General features: G+C 60.4%; 19 protein-coding genes. 8 read left to right on the top strand and 11 right to left on the bottom strand.

The features are described from left to right. Window positions 1-11: 11 nt before the first annotated feature. Genes C4J88_RS07755 through C4J88_RS07730 form a run of 6 tightly spaced genes read right to left on the bottom strand, consistent with a single transcriptional unit; the run spans window position 12 to window position 6,163 of the window. Window positions 12-1,526: an ABC transporter substrate-binding protein gene (locus tag C4J88_RS07755; RefSeq protein ID WP_124406632.1), complete on the bottom strand. Its 1,515-nt coding sequence runs from the start codon at window positions 1,524-1,526 to the stop codon at window positions 12-14. Further along, window positions 1,508-2,527: an ABC transporter ATP-binding protein gene (locus C4J88_RS07750; RefSeq protein ID WP_124406631.1), complete on the bottom strand. Its 1,020-nt coding sequence runs from the start codon at window positions 2,525-2,527 to the stop codon at window positions 1,508-1,510. The genes C4J88_RS07755 and C4J88_RS07750 overlap by 19 nt, the downstream gene beginning before the upstream one ends. Continuing rightward, window positions 2,524-3,480, bottom strand: a complete 957-nt coding sequence (locus C4J88_RS07745; RefSeq protein ID WP_124406630.1) for an ABC transporter ATP-binding protein — start codon at window positions 3,478-3,480, stop codon at window positions 2,524-2,526. Before C4J88_RS07745 ends, C4J88_RS07750 begins: the two co-directional genes overlap by 4 nt. Continuing rightward, complete coding sequence (locus C4J88_RS07740) at window positions 3,477-4,328, bottom strand: ABC transporter permease (protein ID WP_124406629.1); 852 nt, start codon at window positions 4,326-4,328, stop codon at window positions 3,477-3,479. Before C4J88_RS07740 ends, C4J88_RS07745 begins: the two co-directional genes overlap by 4 nt. Beyond that, window positions 4,325-5,272 carry an ABC transporter permease gene (locus C4J88_RS07735; RefSeq protein ID WP_124406628.1) on the bottom strand — a complete coding sequence of 316 codons (948 nt, stop codon included), beginning with the start codon at window positions 5,270-5,272 and terminating at the stop codon, window positions 4,325-4,327. The genes C4J88_RS07740 and C4J88_RS07735 overlap by 4 nt, the downstream gene beginning before the upstream one ends. Before the next feature lie 3 nt (window positions 5,273-5,275). Next, entirely contained in the window at window positions 5,276-6,163 is an 888-nt protein-coding gene (locus tag C4J88_RS07730; RefSeq protein ID WP_124406627.1) for a proline iminopeptidase-family hydrolase, read from the bottom strand. Between the two features lie 183 nt (window positions 6,164-6,346). Here C4J88_RS07730 and C4J88_RS07725 point away from each other — a divergent pair, with 183 nt between their 5' ends. Together C4J88_RS07725 and C4J88_RS07720 are read left to right on the top strand one after the other, a co-directional pair. Beyond that, the gene (locus C4J88_RS07725) at window positions 6,347-7,111 is read left to right on the top strand and encodes a LuxR family transcriptional regulator (RefSeq protein WP_124370070.1); all 765 of its coding nucleotides are present in this window, start codon (window positions 6,347-6,349) and stop codon (window positions 7,109-7,111) included. A 92-nt stretch (window positions 7,112-7,203) separates the two neighbouring features. Then, entirely contained in the window at window positions 7,204-8,136 is a 933-nt protein-coding gene (locus C4J88_RS07720) for a proline iminopeptidase-family hydrolase (RefSeq protein WP_124366314.1), read from the top strand. A gap of 167 nt (window positions 8,137-8,303) precedes the next feature. On the opposite strand, the gene C4J88_RS07715 is transcribed toward C4J88_RS07720, so the two are convergent. Continuing rightward, window positions 8,304-9,806 (bottom strand): nucleobase:cation symporter-2 family protein, encoded by a 1,503-nt coding sequence (locus C4J88_RS07715; protein WP_124406626.1) that lies wholly within the window; start codon window positions 9,804-9,806, stop codon window positions 8,304-8,306. Between the two features lie 157 nt (window positions 9,807-9,963). On the opposite strand from C4J88_RS07715, the gene C4J88_RS07710 reads away from it, so the two are divergent. Continuing rightward, the gene (locus C4J88_RS07710; protein WP_124406625.1) at window positions 9,964-10,797 is read left to right on the top strand and encodes a nucleoside-binding protein; all 834 of its coding nucleotides are present in this window, start codon (window positions 9,964-9,966) and stop codon (window positions 10,795-10,797) included. Between the two features lie 128 nt (window positions 10,798-10,925). Here the strand turns inward: C4J88_RS07710 and punC are convergent, their stop codons facing one another. Continuing rightward, window positions 10,926-12,104 carry a purine nucleoside transporter PunC gene (gene punC, locus C4J88_RS07705; protein ID WP_124406624.1) on the bottom strand — a complete coding sequence of 393 codons (1,179 nt, stop codon included), beginning with the start codon at window positions 12,102-12,104 and terminating at the stop codon, window positions 10,926-10,928. A gap of 122 nt (window positions 12,105-12,226) precedes the next feature. On the opposite strand from punC, the gene punR reads away from it, so the two are divergent. Further along, window positions 12,227-13,141: a DNA-binding transcriptional activator PunR gene (gene punR / locus C4J88_RS07700; RefSeq protein WP_124366310.1), complete on the top strand. Its 915-nt coding sequence runs from the start codon at window positions 12,227-12,229 to the stop codon at window positions 13,139-13,141. 819 nt (window positions 13,142-13,960) lie between these two features. Here punR and C4J88_RS07690 read toward each other — a convergent pair. Continuing rightward, on the bottom strand, window positions 13,961-15,130 hold the full coding sequence (locus C4J88_RS07690) for an aspartate aminotransferase family protein (protein ID WP_124406622.1): 1,170 nt from the start codon (window positions 15,128-15,130) through the stop codon (window positions 13,961-13,963). Between the two features lie 103 nt (window positions 15,131-15,233). Here C4J88_RS07690 and C4J88_RS07685 point away from each other — a divergent pair, with 103 nt between their 5' ends. Beyond that, window positions 15,234-16,139, top strand: a complete 906-nt coding sequence (locus C4J88_RS07685) for a LysR family transcriptional regulator (protein WP_124408601.1) — start codon at window positions 15,234-15,236, stop codon at window positions 16,137-16,139. Here the strand turns inward: C4J88_RS07685 and C4J88_RS07680 are convergent. Further along, the gene (locus C4J88_RS07680) at window positions 16,136-16,759 is read right to left on the bottom strand and encodes an HAD family phosphatase (RefSeq protein WP_124406621.1); all 624 of its coding nucleotides are present in this window, start codon (window positions 16,757-16,759) and stop codon (window positions 16,136-16,138) included. The two genes, C4J88_RS07685 and C4J88_RS07680, sit on opposite strands and share 4 nt — an antisense overlap. A 209-nt stretch (window positions 16,760-16,968) precedes the next feature. Between C4J88_RS07680 and C4J88_RS07675 the strand changes: the two genes are divergently transcribed. Then, on the top strand, window positions 16,969-18,171 hold the full coding sequence (locus tag C4J88_RS07675) for an anthrax toxin-like adenylyl cyclase domain-containing protein (RefSeq protein WP_124406620.1): 1,203 nt from the start codon (window positions 16,969-16,971) through the stop codon (window positions 18,169-18,171). Between the two features lie 60 nt (window positions 18,172-18,231). Here the strand turns inward: C4J88_RS07675 and fabV are convergent, their stop codons facing one another. Beyond that, window positions 18,232-19,425 carry an enoyl-ACP reductase FabV gene (fabV, locus tag C4J88_RS07670; RefSeq protein ID WP_124361834.1) on the bottom strand — a complete coding sequence of 398 codons (1,194 nt, stop codon included), beginning with the start codon at window positions 19,423-19,425 and terminating at the stop codon, window positions 18,232-18,234. A 274-nt stretch (window positions 19,426-19,699) separates the two neighbouring features. On the opposite strand from fabV, the gene C4J88_RS07665 reads away from it, so the two are divergent. Both C4J88_RS07665 and ppnN read left to right on the top strand, forming a co-directional pair. Next, window positions 19,700-20,524 (top strand): aspartyl/asparaginyl beta-hydroxylase domain-containing protein, encoded by an 825-nt coding sequence (locus C4J88_RS07665; RefSeq protein WP_124406619.1) that lies wholly within the window; start codon window positions 19,700-19,702, stop codon window positions 20,522-20,524. A 149-nt stretch (window positions 20,525-20,673) separates the two neighbouring features. After that, a complete protein-coding gene (gene ppnN / locus C4J88_RS07660; protein ID WP_124361832.1) occupies window positions 20,674-22,047 on the top strand; it encodes a nucleotide 5'-monophosphate nucleosidase PpnN in 1,374 nt (457 codons plus the stop codon). The last annotated feature ends 57 nt before the right edge of the window (window positions 22,048-22,104 follow it).

Genomic DNA, 22,104 nt, shown 5'->3' with positions numbered 1-22,104 from the left:
TGCAGCGCTTGTCAGTTTTTCACCACTTCCTCGAGCGTGAAGCGCCCCAACGGGTTCTGCAGGAAGTTGCTCACATTCTTGCGTGAGATGTTGATATACGGGCTGTAATACAGATCGATCCAGTTCACATCCTGCTTCGCCAGTTTCTGCAATTCCACGTACATCTGCTCACGCTTGGCCGGATCGGCCTCGATGCGCGCTTGTGCCACCAGCGCCTTGACCTTGTCGTTCTGGTAGCGGGTCATGTAGTTCTGGTTGGTGTCGTGGCCCAGCACGAAGGTGGTCTTCTGGTCCGGGTCGAGGATGTCGTTGGTCCAGTACATCACCGAAATATCGTACTCACCGTCCACCAACATCTGCCAGCTCTGGGTCGGGTCGACCTTCTGCAGGTTGGCGGTGACGCCGACCTTGGCCAGTTGGTCCTTGATGATCACCGCAATCTGCTCGTCAGCTTCATTGCCGGCATTGACCACATAGTTCAACTTCAAGTCCGTGGCGCCCGCCTCTGCCAGCAGCTTTTTGGCCGCAGTCGGGTCATACGGGCGCTGCAGGTTATTGGCGTAGTGATACAGCGAGCCTTTGGGGATGTAGGAATACGCCACGGTGCCTTGCCCGTAAGTGGCGGTCTTTACCAACGATTGTTTGTCGATGGCCATGTCCAGCGCTTCACGCACCTGCGGCTTGGCCAGCAGGCCGTGCGCGTGGTTGATCAGCAGGTGATCTTCGCGGGTGGACGGGTCGGCGTGGATCACCACGTTCGGGTCTTTCTTCAGCTCCTCAACGCGGGAGAAAGGTACGAAGATCGCCGTGTCCAGCTCGTTGTTCTGCACCATGCGCATGCGTGTGTTGTCGTCGGTGACCGACACCCATTCCACGCCGTCCAGGCTGACCTTACTGGCCTGCCAGAAGTTCGGGTTCTTCTTCAGGATCACGCGGTCGCCCTTGCGCCATTCGTCCACGGTGAACGCGCCGGAGGTCACCGGGTTTTCCGAGTAGGCGTCTTCGCCCATGCTCGTCATGGCTTTTTCCGACAGGATCGACACCGTTGGCGAGGCCAATTGCGAGAGAAACGCCACCGCCGGGGTTTTCAGGGTGACCACCAGCGTCTTCGGATCGCTGGCCTTGGCGGTGTCGATCAGGCTGAACGGGTCACTCCACAGCGACGCCTTGTTATCGCGGATGCGCAACAGGCTGAACGCCGCATCGCTGGCGGTGATCGGCGAACCGTCGGAAAACTTCGCCTCGCGCAGTTTAAAAGTGTAGGTCAGGCCGTCCTTGGAAATCTCCCAGCTTTGCGCCAGGCCCGGTTCCATTTTGGTGCCCAGGTTATCCACGCGCACCAGGGTGTCGTAGACGTTGGCGAACACCCAGGTATCGCGGTTCTGCGCGCTTTTGATCGGGTCAAAGGTGGTGCTGTCTTCACGGCAGCCGATGGTCAAGACGCCGGCGGCCTGAGCCAGGCCGGCAGTGAGGGACCAGGCGGTCAGCGTGGCGGCGGCGAGCAATTTCAAATGGCGCGATTGCATGTCATAACTCCTTGTTCATGATGGGCAGGAAGGGTCAAAGGTTGTTCAAGCACGCAACTGTATCGATGCTCATGCAGCGAATGGGTGGGCGGCAACACCACGGAACACATGGCGCGGGCATACCGGCAACGCGGGTGAAACGCGCAACCTGTGGGCAGGTTCAGTGGGCTGGGGGGTTCGCCGGGCAGCGGCTGCGCCGGTAACGAACGATGCGGGTCAATCTGCGGAATCGCCTCGATCAACGCCGCCGTATACGGGTGACGCGGTGCCGTGAACACCGCTTCCACCGGCCCTTCCTCGACGATCTTGCCCAGGTACATCACCGCCACGCGGTCGCACAGGCGCCGCACGATGGCCAGGTCATGGGCGATGAACAGGATCGCCAGGTTCATGCGCTGTTGCAATTGCAGCAGCAAGTTGATGATCTGGCCCTGGATCGACACGTCCAGCGCCGCCACGCATTCGTCGGCGATGATCAAGCGCGGCTCCACCGCCAGCGCCCGTGCGATCCCCACGCGCTGGCACTGGCCGCCGCTGAGGGAGCCTGGCTTGCGCGACGCCAATTCAGGCCGCAGACCGACCAGCTCAAGCAGCTCATCGACCCGGGCGCGGATGTTTTCCGGGGCGACCTTGCGCTGCACCCGCAACACTTCGGCGAGGGTTTCGCCGAGAGTGAGGCGCGGGTTCAGGGCGGCGTAAGGGTCTTGGAAAATCATCGCGGTTTCCTGGCGCAACCGCGCAATATCGATGGCGCTGCCCTGGGCCATGTCGACACCGTCAAACAACACCTGCCCGGCGCTGATCGGGTTCAGGTGCAAGATCGCCCGTCCCAACGTGCTTTTACCGCTGCCGGACTCGCCCACCAGCCCGAGGGTTTCACCGGCCGCCAGGTTCAGTGAAACCCCGTTCACCGCCCTCACCCACTGCTTGTTCAACCCGAACAGGCCAGTGCCGGACGCGGCAAAGCGCACCTCCAGGTCCTTGATCTGCAGCAGACTCATGGGCGTTCTCCGAGGGGATAGTGACACGCCACCCGTACGCCTTCCGGCAACAGCGCCGTACACAGCGCGCCGACCTGCGGGCAGCGGGGGTTGAAACGGCAGCCGTCAGGCAATGCGTCGAGCAGCGGTGGCTGGCCAGGGATAGTGCGCAGCAATGCATGACCGCTGCTGTGGGCAGGCTGGCAGTCGATCAGCCCGGCGGTGTACGGATGCCGGGGATGGGCGAGCAGATCGTATTTGCTGCCGTGTTCGCACAGGCGCCCGGCGTACATCACCGCGATGGAGTCGCAGCTTTGCGCCACTACGCCGAGGTCATGGGTGATCATGATGATCGACAGGCCACGCTTGTCGCGAAGGTCGAGCAACAGCCGCAGGATTTGCGCCTGCACCGTCACATCGAGGGCGGTGGTGGGTTCGTCCGCGATCAGCACCTTCGGGTTGCACCCCAGGGCTACCGCAATCATCGCGCGCTGGCGCATGCCGCCGGAAAATTCATGGGGGTAGTTGTCGACCCGCGCTTGCGGGTCGGGAATACCTACTTGGCGCAGCACGTCGATGGCCTGCAGGCGCGCGTCTTTTTTCGATGTGCCCTGATGCAGGCGGATGCCCTCGGCGATCTGCTCGCCGATACGCATCAACGGGTCCAGGTGACTGCTGGGGTTCTGGAAAATCATGCCCAACTGCCCGCCCCGGATGGTACGCATGCCGGCTTCATCCAGGCGCAACAGGTCCTGGCCGGCCAACTGTACTGCGCCGCCTTGTACGCGCAGGTTGGACGACGGCAACAGGCGCATCAGCGCGCGACAGGCCAGGGTCTTGCCCGAACCGCTTTCACCGACCAACCCCAGGATTTCGCCTTCGGCCAGGTCAAAGGACACGCGGTCGACCAGGCACAGCTCGCGCCCGGCGTTATTGGCGATCACACTGAGGTCGCGCACCTGCAGCAGGCTCATGAACGAGCCCCCAAGACTTGCGCCACACCATCGGCCAGCAGGCTGAAGCCCATGGCCAGGGTCACGATGGCCACCCCTGGAAAGGTGCAGATCCACCAGGCGGTGGTGATGAAGGCCTGGCCTTCGGCGACCATCGTCCCCCATTCGGCGGTGGGCGGTTGCACGCCCAGGCCCAGGTAGCTCACGGCCGCACCGTTGAGCAGCACCAGCACCGCGTCGGACATGGAAAACACAATCGAGCCGAACAGCGCATTGGGCAGCAAATGCCGGAACAGGATGCGCCCATGGCCAAACCCCAGGCTCTTGGCGGCCAGGGCGAACTCGCTTTCCTTGAGCACCAGAATCTGCGAGCGGATCAACCGCGCATACGACACCCAGCCCACCAGCGCCATGGCGATGTAAAAGCTCTGCAGCCCAGGCCCGAGAATGGCCATGATCGCCAGCATCAGCACCAGGAACGGAAACGCCAGCACCACATCGATCACGCGCATGCACACACTGTCGAAGCGCCCGCCAATATAGCCGGACACCGCGCCGACGAAGGTGCCGATCATGAACGGAAAGATCACCCCGACAATCGCCAGTTGCAGGTCGATGCGCGCGCCCCAGATCACCCGTGAAAGGATGTCGCGACCGTAGTTGTCCGTGCCGAACGGGTGCGCAATGCCGGGCGCGAGCAGACTCATCTCGGTGTTCTGCGCGATGGGGTCGTAGGGGGCGATCCACGGCGCGAACAGCGCCAGGGTCAACCATGCAAACAGTATCAACAGGCCCCACGCGGCAGTCAGGCGACCGTTGCCAAAACCCAGGCGCAGGCGCCAGGGGGCGACCAATGGGCGGCTGTTCATTGCATCTTCACCCGTGGGTCGAGGGCCACCGTCACCACGTCGGCGACGAAGTTGACCACCACCGTCGCACAGGCCAGTACCATCGCCACGCCCTGCACCACCATGTAATCGCGGGTAAAAATACCGCGCACCAGCAACTGGCCGATGCCGGGAATGGCGAACAGGCTTTCGATGACCACCGTGCCGCTGATCAGCCAGCCGATATTCACTGCCAGCAGGTTGACCGCCGGCACCAGCGAGTTGGGCACCACATGGCGGCGGAACACGGCGGCTTCAGACAGCCCCCGCGCCCGTGCAGCGGTGACATGGTCGGCCTGCAGCTCCACCAGCATGCTCGCGCGCAGATTACGCACCAGCACCGCCGACAGTGCGAGCGCAATGGTCAGACACGGCAGCAGCATATGGTGGGCCTTGTCCAGCCAGGTGCGGCCATAACCGGACACCGGAAACAGGCCCCATTGCACACTCAACAACAGGATCAGCATCAGGCCCAGCCAGAACGCCGGCATGCCCAGGCCGACCGTGGTGAACACGCGAATCAGGGTGTCGGGCCAGCCGCCTTTATTGCGCGCCGCCAGTGTCGCCAGCGGCAGCGCGATCAACAGCGCCAGCACCACGCTGCCGAGCACCAGCACCAGGGTCGGCTCGATGCGGGTGACGATCAGCTTGAGGGCGTCGACCTTGTACAATAACGATTGGCCGAGGTCGCCCTTGAGCAGGTTCTTCAGGAAATAGAAGTATTGCAGCCATAACGGCTCATCGAGGCCGTACTGGGCGCGGATTTTCAGCAATGCGTCCGGCGTGCTGCGCGAGCCCAGCAGCGCACGCGCCGGATCGCCCGGGATCGAGCGCACCAGCACAAAGGTGATCAAACTGATGCCCAACAGCACCGGCAACAATTGCAGGGGCCGGGACAACACGAAGCGGTAGCGGGCCAGGTTCATCCATCAGCCTCGGTGGCGGGCGAGAAAGTCCAGCAGCACCGGGAAATATGCTTGGGGTTCTTCGTAGAACGGCATATGGCTGCTGTTGGGAAATACGTGCAATTCGGCATGCCGGGCCGCCATTTTCATGCGCATGGCACAGGCCGGGGTGAGTTCGTCGTGCTGGCCGGTGGTAATCAGCATCGGCATGCTGAAGTCGGCCATTTCGGCGATGCGGTTCCAGTCCTTGAGGTTGCCGACATACAGGAATTCGTTGGGGCCTTGCATGGTTTCGTAGGGCCCCATGTTCCAGTCGCCGAGGGAGCGTTTGACCGGCTCCGGCCATTCATCCAGACGGCAGACGTGGCGGTAGTTGAGCAAGGTGATCGCGGCTTGATACTGCGGGTGGTCGAGGGTGCCCATGGCTTCATGACGTTGCATCATGGCCACGGTTTCACTGCCGAGGGCGCCGCGCAGGCGCTCAAGCTCCTGGGACAGGTGCGGAATATCGCCGACGGTGTTTTCGAGGATCAGGCTTTTCAGCGCATCGGGATAATGAATGGCGTACTCGATGCCCAGCCAACCGCCCCAGGAGTGCCCGAGCAAGTGCACACGGCCCAGGTCCAGGGCCTGGCGGACGCTTTCAACTTCTTCGACATAACGGCCGATTTCCCACAGGGAAACGTCGTCCGGTCTGGCTGATGCGCCGGTGCCAAGCTGGTCGAATGCAACCACTCGCAGGTTATGTTCTTTGAGCCAGCCATGGGCGTCGCGCAAATAGTCACACGGCAGGCCCGGGCCGCCGTTGAGGCACAGCAGCACCTCATCGCCTTCGCCAAAGCTGTAGACCACGAGGTTATGGCCGTCGACTTGCACGTTGTACTGCTGGTCGGGGGCTATTTCACGCCACATGCATACATTCCTTGTGTTGTATCGGCCTGGCAGGTAGTGGCCGTTTATCACGTCAACACTACCGAGGATGCCGCGCGTCCATAACCTAGCGTTTCTTATAGGTTTGGCCTGGCAGTCCTTCGCCGGGGCGTGGCATTCTACTTGCAGCAAGTCGAGATTCAAATGAATTCGGGAGCAGAACGGATGCTGGCCAAGCTAACTGCCTTCAATAGTCGTCTGATGCCGGGCAGGAGCCTGGACGAGCAGATGGACAATACGTTTATCCTCGCCCAACAGCTGGGCTTCGATGCACTGGTGTACGACTACACGCCAGTGCCTATCGACCTCAACGGTGCGCTGATCACGCCCTCGGTGCTGCAACTGCGCAACACGCCGACCGACTGGCACGCCTTGTGGTGCAGCGAAGGGTTCTACCAGATCGACCCGGTGCAACATTTGGCCTTGAACAGTGTGTCGCCATTTGTCTGGTCTTATGAGGCCAAGGCCGAGACTGCCCTGCAAACGATCATCGACCCCTGCCATGCACCCGTTTCGTCCTACCTGCACGAACAGCAGTTGACCTGCGGCGTCAGCGTACCGATCCACCTGCCCCGCGGTGGCTTCGCCTCGTTGACCGGCCTGCGCACCGGCACGGCGAGCACGGTATTGAAGGATGCGCAGCAAACCTTGTCGGACTTCAGCGTGATCAGCCATGCGTTACAGGAGGCGGCTTACCCTTTATTCAACAAAGCGTTGCGCACCTACCCGCATATCCACCTGACCAAACGCGAGCGCGAGTGCCTGAAATGGGCCGCCGATGGCTTGACTGCAGCCGAGATCGCCGCGCAATTGAGCCGTTCGCTGGCGGTGGTCACCCTGCACCTGGCATCGGCCATGCACAAATTGGGCGCCAAGAACCGCGTGCAGGCGGTGGTGCGAGCCACGCACTACCGGTTGCTGGACGATTGATCCTTAGGCAAAACCTAGCTGTTTTGCTAGTTACCTAAACGTTGCGTGCAGACTATCGTAGCCCTGATCCTTTTTTCAGAGCAGGGTACGAAATGGAATTCATCGAGAAAGTCCGCGAAGGCTACGCACCCTTCGGCGCCTATCAGACGTGGTATCGCATCACCGGTGAACTGGCGACAGGCCGCACACCGCTGGTGATCATCCATGGCGGCCCCGGCTGCACCCACGATTACGTCGACGCATTCAAGGATGTCGCCGCCAGTGGCCATGCGGTGATTCACTACGACCAATTGGGCAATGGCCGCTCGACGCATTTACCTGACAAGCCTTCTTCGTTCTGGACCATCGGCCTGTTCCTCGACGAGTTGAACAACCTGCTCGACCACCTGCAAATCAGCGATAACTACGCGATCCTCGGGCAATCCTGGGGCGGCATGCTTGGCAGCGAACATGCCATTTTGCAGCCCAAAGGCCTGCGCGCCTTTATCCCGGCCAACTCACCGACGTGCATGCGCACCTGGGTCAGCGAGGCCAATCGGCTGCGCAAATTGTTGCCCGAAGGTGTGCATGAAACCCTGCTCAAGCATGAGGCCGCCGGTAACTACCAAGACCCGGAATACCAAGCGGCCTCGCGGATTTTCTACGACCAGCACGTGTGCCGCGTCAACCCATGGCCGGAAGAGGTGGCGCGCACCTTCGCCCAGGTCGATGCCGACCCGACGGTGTACCACGCCATGAGCGGCCCGACTGAGTTCCATGTGATTGGCAGCTTGAAGGATTGGAATGTGATTGGCCGGCTGTCGGCCATCAAGGTGCCGACCCTGGTGATCTCCGGCCGCCATGACGAAGCCACGCCGTTGGTGGTCAAGCCGTTCCTGGATGAAATCCCGGACGTGCGCTGGGCGCTGTTCGAAGACTCCAGCCACATGCCCCATGTGGAAGAACGCCAGGCGTGCATGGGGACAGTGGTGAAGTTTCTGGATGAGGTGTGCTCAATGCAGCACACGGCGCTCAAAGCTGGCTGAATTCCAATGTGGGAGGGGGCTTGCCTTAAGGCTTTTTGTAGGAGCGAGCTTGCTCGCGAAAAACTCACAGGCACTGCGTTCATTCAGAAAGCACGCGTCACCGTTGACGTTTTTCGCGAGCAAGCTCGCTCCTACAGACTGGCATCAGGCCTTACTTCCTCCCACATTCAAACCTCACTGGTCTCGGGCTTTGCGGCTTTCTTCAAGCTATCCGCCACCAGCGGAATCTCCTTACCTTCGGCATCGAACAACTTCCCACCTCGGTAGTAATCCCCATCGCGCAGCGCCGCCACGTCGCGAAAGCACAAACTGCGCTCAGTCCCCGCCACGAATACCGATTGCTGGTCCGAGTTACCGGCGGTGAAATGGTTGAACGTCAGGTTCAGCAAGATCGCCATGATCGCCGACGAACTGATGCCCGAATGGAAAATGGTCGCGAACCAGCTGGGAAACTGGTCATAGAAACTGGGGGCAGCGATGGGGATCATGCCGAAACCGATACTGGTGGCCACGATGATCAGGTTCATGTTGTTGCGATAATCCACCTTGGACAGCGTGCGAATACCACTGGCGGCCACCGTGCCGAACAACACAATGCCGGCCCCGCCAAGCACCGATGTGGGCACGGCGGCAATCACCCGGCCCATGAACGGCAGCAGGCCCAGCACCACCAGGAACACCCCGCCCGTTGCCACCACGAACCGACTCTTCACGCCGGTGACCGCCACCAGGCCGACGTTCTGGGCGAATGCGCTTTGCGTGAAGGAGCCGAAGATCGGCGCGAACATGCTCGACAGCATGTCGGCGCGCAGGCCATTGCCGAGGCGTTTGGAGTCGACTTTAGTGTCGATGATCTCGCCCACCGCCAGGATGTCCGCCGAGGTTTCCACCAGCGTGACCATCACCACGATGCACATGGAAATAATCGCCGCCACATGAAAGGTCGGCATGCCGAAATGGAAGGGCGTGGGGAAACCGAACATGGGCCCCTGGGTGACGGCGGAGAAGTCGGCCATACCCAAAAACACCGCGATCAGCGTGCCGATCACCATCGCGAGCAAAATCGACAAGCGCGAGATGGCTGCGCTGCCGATTTTGCTCAACAGCAACACCAGCACCAACGTCAGTGCAGCCAGGCCGATATTCGACATGCTGCCGAAATCCGCCGCGCGGCTGTTGCCGCCCATGGCCCAGCGCGCCGCCACGGGCATCAGGGTCAGGCCGATGGTGGTAATCACGATACCGGTCACCAGCGGCGGGAAAAACTGGGTGATGCGTGAGAACACCGGAGTGATCAACAAACCAATGAACGACGCGGCCATCACCGCGCCGAGAATCGCCGGCACGCCCCCTGCCCCGTCGCTGCCGACGATCGCCACCATCGTCGCCACACCCGCGAACGACACGCCCTGCACCAGCGGCAGCTGACAACCGAAGAACGGCAGGCCAAGGGTTTGCAACAGCGTGGCCAGGCCGCCGGCGAACAGTGACGCGGCGATCAATAGGCCAATATCCGCAGGTGACAACCCGGCCGCCTGGCCGACGATCAACGGTACAGCAACAATGCCGCCGTACATGGTGAGCACATGCTGCAGGCCGTAAGCCATGTTGGCGGCGACGCCTAGATTTTCATCTTCGGGCCGCTGCGGTGACGCCTTCGGGATAGTCATAGTGAGGGGTCTCTGTTTTTGTTGTGCGCTCACTGTATGCAATGTTCAGACTGTATGTCCATAGAGTTGTATACAATCGTTCAGACAAGATACCCTGCCGCGGCGTTACAAAAACAATCCGGCCGTCATGAGCCAGAACGCCAAAGGAGCCAACAGAATGAAAAAGGCATTGCAGGGCGCAACCGTCGCATTGACTCTCCTCGGCGGCGGGGAGGCTGTCGCAGTGGAGTGGATGAACAACAGCCTGGGGTTTCGCTACGGCCAGCACTTCACCAACCCGAACAACCCCGACGACTTCAGCAAGCGCATCTACAGCTTCACCCACGCCAGCGGCTACCAGTACGGCAGCCATTTTCTGAATCTCGATGTATTCCTTTCCGACAGCAAAGACCCGCGCAAGGGCACCGACCACGGTGGCAGCGAGGTGTACGCGGTGTACCGGCACCAACTGTATGCCTCACGGGTATTCGACACGCCGCTGGGCACCGGGCTGATCAAGGACTACGCGCTGACGCTGGGTTTTGATGCCAACCGCAACAACAACGTCGCTTCCGCCAAAAAACGCGCCCTGGTCATCGGCCCCACCTTGAAATTCAATACCGTCGGTGTGCTGGACCTGAGCCTGATGTACTACAAGGAAAAGAACCACACAGGCATTCCTGGCGCGCAGGAATCGAACCACACCTTTGACGACACTTACATGCTCAACCTGACATGGATGCGCCCGTTCGAGATCGCCAACCACGCGGCGAAATTCCAGGGCTTTATCAATTACGTGGGGGAGAAAGGCGAGGATTATCATGGCCGCGATACTGCGCCGGAAGCCCTGATGCGCACCGCGCTGATGGTGGCGGTGCGGCCGGGCAAGAGCGTCAAGCCGAACCTGTACCTGGGCGTGGGCTACGAGTACTGGCATAACAAGTTCGGCGTGGACGGTGGCCGGGGTAGCCGCACATCAACGCCGACGGTGAATCTGGAAGTGACGTTCTAACTGAAGAAACACAATACAAATGTGGGAGGGGGCTTGCTCCCGATAGCAGTGGGTCAGCTAGCCTAGCTGGCACTGATACACCGCTATCGGGGGCAAGCCCCCTCCCACATTTTTACCGCATTGTCAGCTCAGGCGCTGGCCAGTTCGGAAGCATTACCCTTCGGTCGCGCCAGCCAATAACCCAGCACAGCCAGCGGCGCGGTCGCCAGCATCACAATTACCGTAATCAACAACGGCTGCTCGATCATGGAGGACACCAACAGGCTGGCGAGAAAGCACAAGCCCAACTGCAGGGTATTTTGCAGCGCCGCCGCTTTGCCGGAATTTTCCGCAAAGGGCATCAGTGCATTCGCTACCACGATCGGGTAGCTGGCACCGTTGCACAGGGCCATCAGGCAGAACGGAATCAGCAAGGTGGTAAGGGTCGGCACGGTCAGGGTTGCAACCAGATACAGCGCCACCATGCTCAGGCAATAGAACGCGAGCAGCCACGGCAGCAGGGTCTTGCCCGGCAAACGTTGCAAGGCGCTGCGGCAACTGTAGCCGCCGACCAGAAACGCCAGGGTCGGCAACACGTAGCTGAGGCCGATGTCATTCGGGCTGTAACCCATGCCGCCGAGGATAAATGGCGAAGCGGTCAACCAGGCAAAGAAACTGGCGGAGCAGGCGGCAAATATCATGACGTTGCCGGTAAATACCCGTGAAGTGAGCAGCTGTGCATAGCCCAGGCGTACCGGTGCGTCCGTCTGGCGCTTCGGCGCGCTGCGCAGGAACACGGTCGGCAGCAGCAAGAACAGCGACACGCCCAGCAATACGCCGAAAATCGCCTGCCAGCCAAAGTGATTCAACACCATCGCGCCCAACAGCGGCGCCAGAGCCGGCGATAGCGACATCAGCGGCATGATGCTGGCGAACACGCGGTGCGCCTTATCGGCCGGGTAGCGATCAATCACCAGCGCCTGCCAGCTCACGGCGGCGGAACACACACCGATCGCCTGGATAAAACGCAGCGCCCACAGCTGCGGCGCGGTCTGCACCCAGAACATGCCCAGGCACCCGAGTACAAACAGGCTCAGTCCCGTAAGCAGCACCGGCTTGCGCCCGAGCCGGTCGGACAACGGCCCCCACAGCAACTGCCCTAGCGCAAACCCGGCGAGGAAAATACTCAAGCTAGCGCCCACGGCCCCGGCCCCAATCTGCAGTTGCGCGCCCATGGCGCCAAACGCCGGCAAATACATGTCCATGGCGAGATAACCGAGCATGCTCAGCCCCGCCAGATACCAAGTGAAACCAAAAGAGTTTTTCATTGAAGCCTTGTAGATCCTGCCATCAAACTATTTGCTGACTGGCGCCCATTATGAAGCTGACAGTTTTCCTGTGAAGCGATAATAATTGGACACTCTTATCAATAATTTTGAAGGCAGCCGCCATGTGGTCCGAATACTCCCTGGATGTGGTCGATGCCGTCGCACGCCACGGCAGCTTCAGCGCCGCCGCTCAGGAACTGCATCGCGTACCGTCGGCCATCAGCTATACGGTGCGTCAGCTTGAGGAATGGCTGGCGGTGCCGCTGTTCATACGGCGCCACCGTGACGTGGAGCTGACGCCCGCCGGCCGGCTGTTTATAGACGAAGCCCGGGGCGTGATGAAAAAAATGCTCGGCACACGGCGCTTGTGCCAGCAGGTGGCCAATGGCTGGAGCGGGCAATTGAAGGTGGCAGTGGATTCCATCGTCAAGCCGCAACGCTGTCGGCAACTGGTGCTGGACTTCTATCGGCAGTTTCCCGAAGTGGAATTGCTGCTGGAGTACGAGGTGTACAACGGCGTGTGGGATGCCCTGGCGGATGAGCGCACCGACATCGTGATCGGCGCTACCAGCGCGGTGCCGGTGGCCAGCCACTTCACATTCCGCGACATGGGCCTGTTGAACTGGCTGTGCGTGGTCAGCGCGAGGCATCCCTTGGCGGCGATAGAAGGCCTGCTCAGTGACGATCAACTGCGCCCATACGCCTCCCTGTGCATGACCGACACCTCACGCAACCTGCCCAAGCGGGACACCTGGACCCTGGATAACCAGCGGCGCCTGGTGGTGCCCAACTGGTCCTCGGCGCTCGATTGCCTGCGCGATGGCTTGTGCGTCGGCATGGCCCCGGCGCATCAGGTGCTACCGTGGATCGAGCGCGGTGAGCTGGTGGCGCTGCAACTGCACCGGCCCTTCCCCGCCAGCCCGTCGTGCGTGGCGTGGGCGCAGAACAAACTGTCGCCGGCCATGGCGTGGTTGTTGGAATACCTGGGGGATACCGAAACCATGAATCAGGAATGGCTGAATGGCAATGACCTTTAAAGGTGACGCAGATCCCCTGTGGGAGGGGGCTTGCCCTAATGCCAGTCAGTTAAGCGTACACCGCCGTCTGTAGGAGCGAGCTTGCTCGCGAAAAACGTCAACGATAACGCGTGCTTTCTGAATGAACGCGGTGCCTGTGAGTTTTTCGCGAGCAAGGGCTAGCCGCCCGCCTCGTTCCTACAAAAAGCCTTAACTGACTGGCATTAGGGCTTGCCCCAGATAGCGGTGTATCAATGACAGATGGACTGACTGAACCACCGCCATCGGGGCATAGGTATCTACACAACTTTGGCGTGGCCCTGAACCTGTGGCGGCCCAGGAGCCGAAGCCTCTCTAACTGATGCCCCGCGACCTAAATGTGGGAGGGGCGGTGCGACGATTCGACTTGCTCCCGATGACGGCCTGACAGCCGACCAGGATGTTGGATCTGAGCGAGTACATATCCGTTGCTGCGGTAACGGCTGCTATGGGTTCCGCCCTTACGGCGTCTCACTTTTGAAAAGCGCAAAAGTAAGCAAAACGCTCTTGCCCCACCACTCGGCACCTCGCCCCGGCTCGGTGTGCCCGTAATCCGACATTGATTTGGGGGGCCGCCGCCACGCGCCATCCATGGCGCGGGGCGGCTAAACCGGCATCCCTGCCGGTTTACCCCCCCAAATCACTATCGGATTCCGGCCAGCGTGGTTTAACGGGGCGCCTAGATCAAAAGCAAGATCAAGAGCGACTCGCTTCGCATCGTGGTTATCGTAGGCTGCTACAAAGTTGTGTAGATACCTATGGCCATCGGGGGCAAGCCCCCTCCCACATTTTGATCGGGTTTTACTCAAGTAGGCGGGTGATCGCCCTTACGATCATCTCGACTTCCTTGGCATCCAGCGTCAGCGGTGGCAGCAGGCGGATGGTCTTGCCGCGCGTCACGTTGATCAACAGCCCATGCTCCTGCGCCGCACGCTGGGCCAGCTCGCGATACGGGCGCGCCAGTTCGATGCCGATCATCAGGCCCTGCCCCCGAATCGCCACTACCTGCGGATGCTCGCTTAACTCCACCCGCAACCGCGCCAGCAGCCGTGCACCTTGTTGCGCAGCGTTCTGCAGCAAGCCTTGCTCTTCAATGATGTCGAGCACCGTGCAGCCCACCCGGCAGGCCAAGGGATTGCCGCCAAAGGTGCTGCCGTGACTGCCGGGGGTAAACAACTGGCCGACGGCGGCCCGGGCCAGGCAAGCGCCGATGGGTACGCCATTGCCGAGGCCTTTGGCCAGGGTCATCACGTCCGGGGTAATGCCTTCGTGCTGGAAGGCGAACCAGGCGCCGGTGCGGCCGATGCCGGTCTGGATTTCATCCAGCATCATCAGCCAGCCGTGGCGCGTGCAGTGATCGCGCAGGGCATTCAGGTAGCCGGGGGGCGCGGGCAACACGCCACTTTCGCCCTGGATCGGTTCGAGCAGCACGGCCGCTATGCGCGTGCCGAATTGTTCCGTAATGGCCTCAAGGGCCGCCAGATCGCCAAACCCGACTTTGAGAAATTCCCCCGGCAAACGCTGGAAACCCAGGCGCACCGAGGGCCCGTCACTGGCCGCCATGGTGCCGAGGGTACGCCCGTGGAAGGCGTTCTCCATCACCACCACCAACGGCTCTTCAATGCCTTTTTTCCAGCCATACAAGCGTGCCAGTTTCAGCGCCGTCTCGTTGGCTTCGGCGCCAGAGTTGTTGAAGAACGCGCAGTCCAGGCCGGATAGCTGAGCCAGGCGCCGGGCCAGCTGCTGCTGCCAATCGATGCTGTAGAGGTTGGAGGTGTGCAGCAGCAGGCCCGCTTGCTCACGGATCGCCGACACCAGTCTTGGGTGGGAGTGGCCCACATTCGTCACCGCCACACCGGCCACCGCGTCGAGATATTCACGGCCCTGCTGGTCCCACAGGCGCGTACCCAGGCCACGGGTGAAGCTCAGGGCCAAAGGTTGATACGTGGTCATCAGGCAGGCGGCGGTCATGGTGGCAAGCTCCAGTGCATCGTTGGGATAGGTGCAGTATCGTTAGCCACCCGTGCTGGATAAACTGCGCATTCCTGCAATGACTTTGAACCAGGGCTTGATAATGGATGTGTTCCAGGCAATGTCGGTGTACGTGAAAGTCGTGGAGACCGGCAGCATGACTGCCGCCGCACAGGAATGCGGAATGTCGACCACCATGGTCGGCAATCACCTGCGCGCGCTGGAGCAGCGCCTGGGGGTCAGCCTGCTCAAGCGCACCACGCGCAAACAAAGCCTCACGGAATTCGGCGGGGAGTACTACCAGCGCTGCCTTGAGGTGCTCGGGCTGGTGGCCGACTCCGAACTGCTGGCGGAGCAGATCCACAGCGAAACGCCCAAAGGCTGCCTGCGTATTACCGTGCCACCGGTATTCGGCAGCGAACGCCTGGTGCCGGCCTTGAGCGAATTTTCCCAGCGCTACCCGCAGATCGACCTGTACGTGGTGCTGAGCAATGAGCGGATGGACTTGGTCGACAGCGGCTTCGACGTGGCAATCCGTCTCGGCGACTTGGGAACCTCCAGCCTGATCGCCCGGCCACTGCAGGATTACACCCTGACCCTCTGCGCGTCGCCTGATTACCTGGCGCGACGCGGCACGCCGTCGACGCCCGATGACTTGCGGCACCACAACTGCCTGGCGTTCGCCTATCCGGCGAACGACAACTGGCGCGACACCGACAAGCTGTGGCGCATGACCGACGAGGACGGCGAGGTAGAGGTTCCGGTCTCCGGCTCATTGACCATCAACAGCTCGCAGGGCTTGCGCCAGGCGGCCGTCAATGGGATGGGCATCAGCATGCTGGCCGATGCCCTGGTGCAGCAGGACCTGGAGAGCGGCAAGTTGGTAGCCTTGCTGACCAGCTATCAACTGTCCAGCCGCTCCATGCATCTGCTGTATCGCCAAGACCGTTACCGCTTGCCCAAGCTGCGCGCCTTCGTCGACTTTGCCATGGAGAAGTGGGCGCGCTAGAAGCCCACCCCCAGCCTGCGCAAATGGGCGGCAGTACGCTTGGCCGACACATGGTGAATACCCTGCCAGCCAAGGGCCACAGCCGCTTCGACATTGCCCGCGACGTCATCGATAAACACCACTTCGCCAGGCTGGACATCCGGCAAATGAACGCGCACCTGAGCGAGGCTGGCATGGTAGATCGCAGGGTCAGGCTTGATCAGTTTCAACTGGCCCGAGACGACGATATCGCGGAAAAACTGCAGGAACGGATAGTGCTCGCGGGCATAGGGGAAGGTTTCCGCCGACCAGTTGGTCAACCCGAACAACGGCATTTTCGCTTGATGCAATGCAGTGAGTATTGCGACACCTTCGGGCAATTCGCCACGCAACATCTCGTGCCAGCGCTCGTAATAAGCCTGGATCAGGCGCTGATGTTCGGGGTGTTGCTCAATCAGGTGGCGGGTGGCTTCGGCGAGGGTGCGGCCAGCATCCTGTTCGGTGTTCCAGGCCTGGGTGCAAATATTGTCGAGAAACCATTGCCGCTTTTGCTCGTCGGCAATGAGCTTGCGGTACAGATGTTGCGGGTTCCAGTCAAACAACACACCGCCGAAATCAAACACGACTGCACGAATCGTCATGGGTCCTCCTGTTTGCGCACATGGATGACGCAGTCTTGCATGCCGGAGCAAACAGCAAAAGGTAAGCCACGGTAGGACCGTTCTGAAAAGTGAAACGCCCACTCACATCGCCGAAAGCATCGTTTAAGGTGAGCTTCGCTCTCAGGGAATCCATGACTGAAAGGAATCATCAATGCGGTCGCAAAAACACGTGACGTAGAGGTATTCCAATGATTGCCATGATTACCGCCGTAACATCACCTTCCGCGCTCAGTCTGGAAGTACTGCATCGCAACCAGGCGCTTGTGCAGGCCAGCACTACGCCGGAGGTCGATGCCCCGCATGCACTGATCGACCAGGTAAAAGCGCAAACCGGAATAGTGTCGAGCCACCTCGCCCCCTTGCAGCGGATAGCGGCAGCCACCAACTCTATCATCGGCATACGCCCGGTCGAATCCCTGGCCACAGGGCTGATAGAAGCTGGGCACCCCACCAAGGACTTTCATATCAAAGGCAAAAGTGCCAATTGGGGGCCACAATCCGGCTTAATCTGTACGGACCAGGCATTTAGCAAACTCGAACAGTTCGCGCACAAGTCACCGGAAAAGGTGGCTAACGCCAACGCGCAGATCCTGGACTGCATCGAGCAAGGCCATGCAGTCCCGATCCCCTTGAAACTCTCGCGTCATCGCATTGACGAGCTGGTAAAACTTGGCCAAATCACTGGGCGGGCAGCTCGCAGAGGTGATGGCACGCTGCAATTGAGCGCTCGCGGGCCAAGTCAGCAGCATTATGCATTCCAAGCCCATCCCGCCTCGCCTGGCGACGACAACTATCTGATCACGCACAACGGCAAGGTGCTGCACGTGCTGGCCAAGCAGCTAGAGGGCAAGGCCTTGACCGCCGACTATGACCTGCACATGATCGCGCCTCACCTAAGTGACTTTGGCGCCCAGGATAAGCTGCCGGTACCCGATATCGCCCACAGTGTCTTCAGGGGTCGGGTTAGCCACTACCAGCAAGTTCCACGGGAATTATCGGCGGACTTTGAAAATGCCGCTCATTTCTACCGCAAGGAAAACCCCGATCTCGGCAATATCACGCCGCGAATAGAGGAAATGATCGGAATCATCAATCGAAAGCTGGTCGGCGACGCGGAGCGGGTGGTCCATCACAATGCAGACTCAGGCAGCCCTGCGACGGACGTGGCAGCAAACTACCCGGCGACTTTCTTCCTGCCGGCAAAGCTAGGTAGATTCGATGAGATCAGTATCATCCATGACAGCAGGGAAATGGCTGAGCTGATAAAGACCGCCAAGGACAGCGGTTATCACGTGCCGCTCAATCCGCTATGGGAGAAGGAGGTGGTGAATGTGAGGCGGTCAGACTTCACCCTGGCAAAACAGCGCCTGTCTGGTTCCAGGCAAGCCTGACAGCTGAGCAGCAAAAAGCGGCTTGATAAGTCGATTATCAAGCCGCCACAGTGATAGCGCTTATGCCTGGACCAGACCGTTGATCTTGACGGTCGGGTTCACGTCCGCGTCGTAGTCCACGCCGTCGACTTCAAAACCGAACAAACGCAGGAACTCAGCCTTGTAACCGGCAAAATCGCTGATTTCGTTAACGTTGTCGTCAGTCACCTGGTTCCACAGCGCGGCCACGGCGTCCTGGACCTTCGGCTCCAGCTCGGCCAGGTCGGCGCGCAGGCGGCCGTCAGCATCAAGCTTGGGCTCTTTGCCGTACAGGCTGTCCTTGAACAGGCCGTAGACCTGCTCGATGCAGCCTTCGTGGGTGCCCTGCTCTTTCATCACCTTGAACAGCAGCGACAGGTACAGCGGCATGATCGGGATCGCCGAGCTGGCCTGGGTGACCACGGCCTTGAGTACCGACACGCGGGCATCGCCCTTGAGCGCAGCGAGGTTGTCGCGCAGGGTCAGGACTTTCTTGTCGAGGTCTTTCTTGGCTTCGCCGATGGAACCGTTCCAGTAGATGTCCTGGGTCAGCTTCTCACCGAGGTAGGTGAACGCTGTGGTCTTGGCGCCTTCGGCGAGTACATCGGCGTCACGCAGGGCGTCGATCCACAGCTGCCAGTCTTCACCGCCCATCACTTTGACGGTGCCGTCGATTTCTTCCTGGGTGGCAGGCTCCAGGGTAGTGTCGACCACGACGCCCTTATCGGTGTTGATACCGCGCAGGGTCACGGCCTTGCCGATCGGCTTGAGGGTGGAGGTGTGCACCACGCCTTGCGGGTCGGTACGGCGTGGCGCGGCCAGGCTGTAGACCACCAGGTCGATCTTGCCCAGGTCTTTCTTGATGGTGTCGATGGTCAGGCGCTTGATCTCATCGGAAAACGCGTCGCCGTTGATGCTCTTGGCGTACAGGCCTTTTTCCACGGCAAACTTCTCGAACGCCGCGCTGTTGTACCAGCCAGCGGAGCTCAGCTTGCCTTCTTCGCCTTCTTTTTCAAAAAACACGCCCAGGGTGTCGGCACCGCAGCCAAACGCGGCACTGATGCGCGCGGCCAGGCCGTAACCAGTGGAAGCGCCGAGGACCAGCACCTTCTTTGGGCCGCCTTCGATGGCGCCGTGCTGAATCACGTAGTCGATCTGCTCTTTGACGTTCGCTTCACAGCCAACAGGGTGAGCGGTCACACAGATAAAGCCACGAACGCGCGGTTTGATGATCATAAAAATTCTGCCTCTTCCAAGGTGCCGAAGGCCAGTGGTGGCCATTCAACTTCAATCGTACCGGTCTATGACGTCCGAAAAACCGAAGCGTCACGATAGTCGCAAATCTTCCGTTCTCAAAATTCAATCCACCCAAACCCGCTTGCCTCTGGGGCCAGTTACAAATTGTGCAGCGACTTCACAATTTTCGAACTATTTAAAACGCCTGCGCGCGCCATAAAGCTCTATCATGACGAAATTGTTTCATTATGTTTCAGGCCTGGAGCCGCGTTTCATGAGCAAAAATGCCGTGGGTAAAAAGCTGATATCCCTTGCCTGGGTGCTCGGCGTTTTACTGTTTATCGCCTGTTTTCCGCGCACCAGCCTGGCATTTTTGTTGCTCGTGGTGATTTGCGGTGTGTATGACTTCCTGCGTAATGGCCTGTATGACCGCGCTACCTTCAAGAAATATTTCATCGGCAACGGCCGTAACACCTGGATCCTGGCGCCGTTCAACACCCTGTTCGACCTGCTGAGCCGCCGCAACCGTCATGTCTACACGATGGGCGACTTGCCGCTCGCCTGGCGCGAAGACCTGCAACAGGTCATCAACGACGCCATGGCCCGCAAAGAAGAAATCATCAGTTATCTGGACGCACGCATGGCCGAGAAGAAACGCGGCATGTTGTTTTTCCAGTGGTACGGTCGTCCGATCGAAACCGCCCTGGACATCCCGCAACTGCGCAAGAAACTGCCATTCGTGAAGACCATCGGCGTGTCGGTGTTCAACGAGAACCGCTCGACGTCCTTCCATTTCGGCCCGTTGCGCATGATGTTCCGCGTGCTCTACAACATGGCGCCGGCGCCGCATCACGAGGGTGTGTATATCCAGGTGGGCAAGCACAAGCACTATTGGCACGACGACCCGCTGTTCATCTTCGATGACACGCTGATGCATGCATCCTTTAACAAGAACGATGCGAAACGTTACTGCCTGTTCATCGATATTGTGCGACCGACCCCGGTGCCCTCCGTGTTGAACGCCGTGATCTCGGGGTTTGCCGGCCTGGTGTTCACCCTGCGTCGGGTTTTCTACAAAAACTGGAAGCTGATCCAGTAAGTTCTGCGGCATGATGGTGCTGGACGGTATTTGCACTCGGCCTTGTGCGTGAGGTAAATAACCGTCTCGTGCGACCGTATACGGCGCGCATCATTCTCAAGCCATTGCGCCTTTTGTAGACGCGATGGCTGTGCTTTCAAGGAACCAGAATGCCCCAACGTCAAGTGATCAATGCCTCCGTCAGCCCCAAGGGCAGCCTCGAAACCCTGTCCCAACGTGAAGTCCAGCAACTGAGTGAAGCCGGCAGCGGCAGCATCTACGCCCTGTTCCGCCAGTGCGCCCTGGCGATCCTCAACACCGGCGCGCATATCGACAACGCCAAGACCATCCTCGACGCCTACAAAGATTTCGAAGTGCGTATCCACCAGCAGGACCGCGGTGTGCGCCTGGAGCTGCTCAACGCCCCGGCCGATGCCTTCGTCGATGGCGAAATGATCGCCAGCACCCGCGAAATGCTGTTCAGCGCCCTGCGTGACATCGTCTACACCGAGAACGAGCTGGACAGCCAGCGCATCGACCTGAGCAACTCCCAAGGCATCACCGACTACGTGTTCCACCTGCTGCGTAACGCCCGTACCCTGCGCGCGGGTGTCGAGCCGAAGATCGTCGTGTGCTGGGGCGGCCACTCCATCAACACCGAAGAATACAAATACACCAAGAAGGTCGGCCACGAACTGGGCCTGCGCAGCCTCGACGTGTGTACCGGCTGCGGCCCCGGCGTGATGAAAGGTCCGATGAAAGGCGCGACTATTTCCCACGCCAAACAGCGCATCACCGGCGGCCGCTACCTGGGCCTGACCGAGCCAGGCATCATCGCCGCCGAAGCGCCCAACCCGATCGTCAATGAGCTGGTCATCCTGCCGGACATCGAGAAACGCCTCGAAGCCTTCGTGCGTGTCGGCCACGGCATCATCATCTTTCCTGGCGGCGCCGGTACGGCCGAGGAATTTCTCTACCTGCTGGGCATCCTGATGCACCCGGACAACCGCGACCTGCCGTTCCCGGTCGTGCTGACCGGGCCCAAACATGCGGCGCCTTACCTGGAACAACTGCATGCGTTCGTCGGCGCGACCCTCGGCGAAGCGGCGCAGAAGCATTACCAGATCATCATCGACGACCCGGCCGAAGTCGCGCGCCAGATGACCGCAGGGCTCAAGGCGGTCAAACAGTTCCGTCGCGAGCGCAACGACGCATTCCACTTCAACTGGCTGTTGAAAATCGACGAAGGCTTCCAGCGCCCCTTCGACCCGACCCACGAAAACATGGCCAGCCTGCAACTGACCCACGCGCTGCCGCCCCATGAACTGGCGGCCAACCTGCGTCGCGCGTTCTCGGGGATCGTGGCGGGTAACGTGAAGGACAAAGGCATTCGTTTGATCGAAGAAAAGGGCCCGTACGAAATCCACGGCGACCCGGCGATCATGAAACCGCTGGATGAACTGCTAAAGGCCTTCGTCGCCCAGCACCGGATGAAATTGCCGGGCGGAGCAGCGTATGTGCCGTGTTACCGCGTGGTGCAGTGAGCCAGCGGCGAGCCGTCATAGTTTGTATCGGTTTGGCGCGTGATCACAGGTGTGGGG

Origin of the sequence: Pseudomonas sp. R4-39-08, assembly GCF_003852275.1 — a bacterium.
Taxonomy (GTDB): Bacteria; Pseudomonadota; Gammaproteobacteria; order Pseudomonadales; family Pseudomonadaceae; genus Aquipseudomonas.
This window is presented reverse-complemented; position numbering and strand designations above follow the sequence as displayed.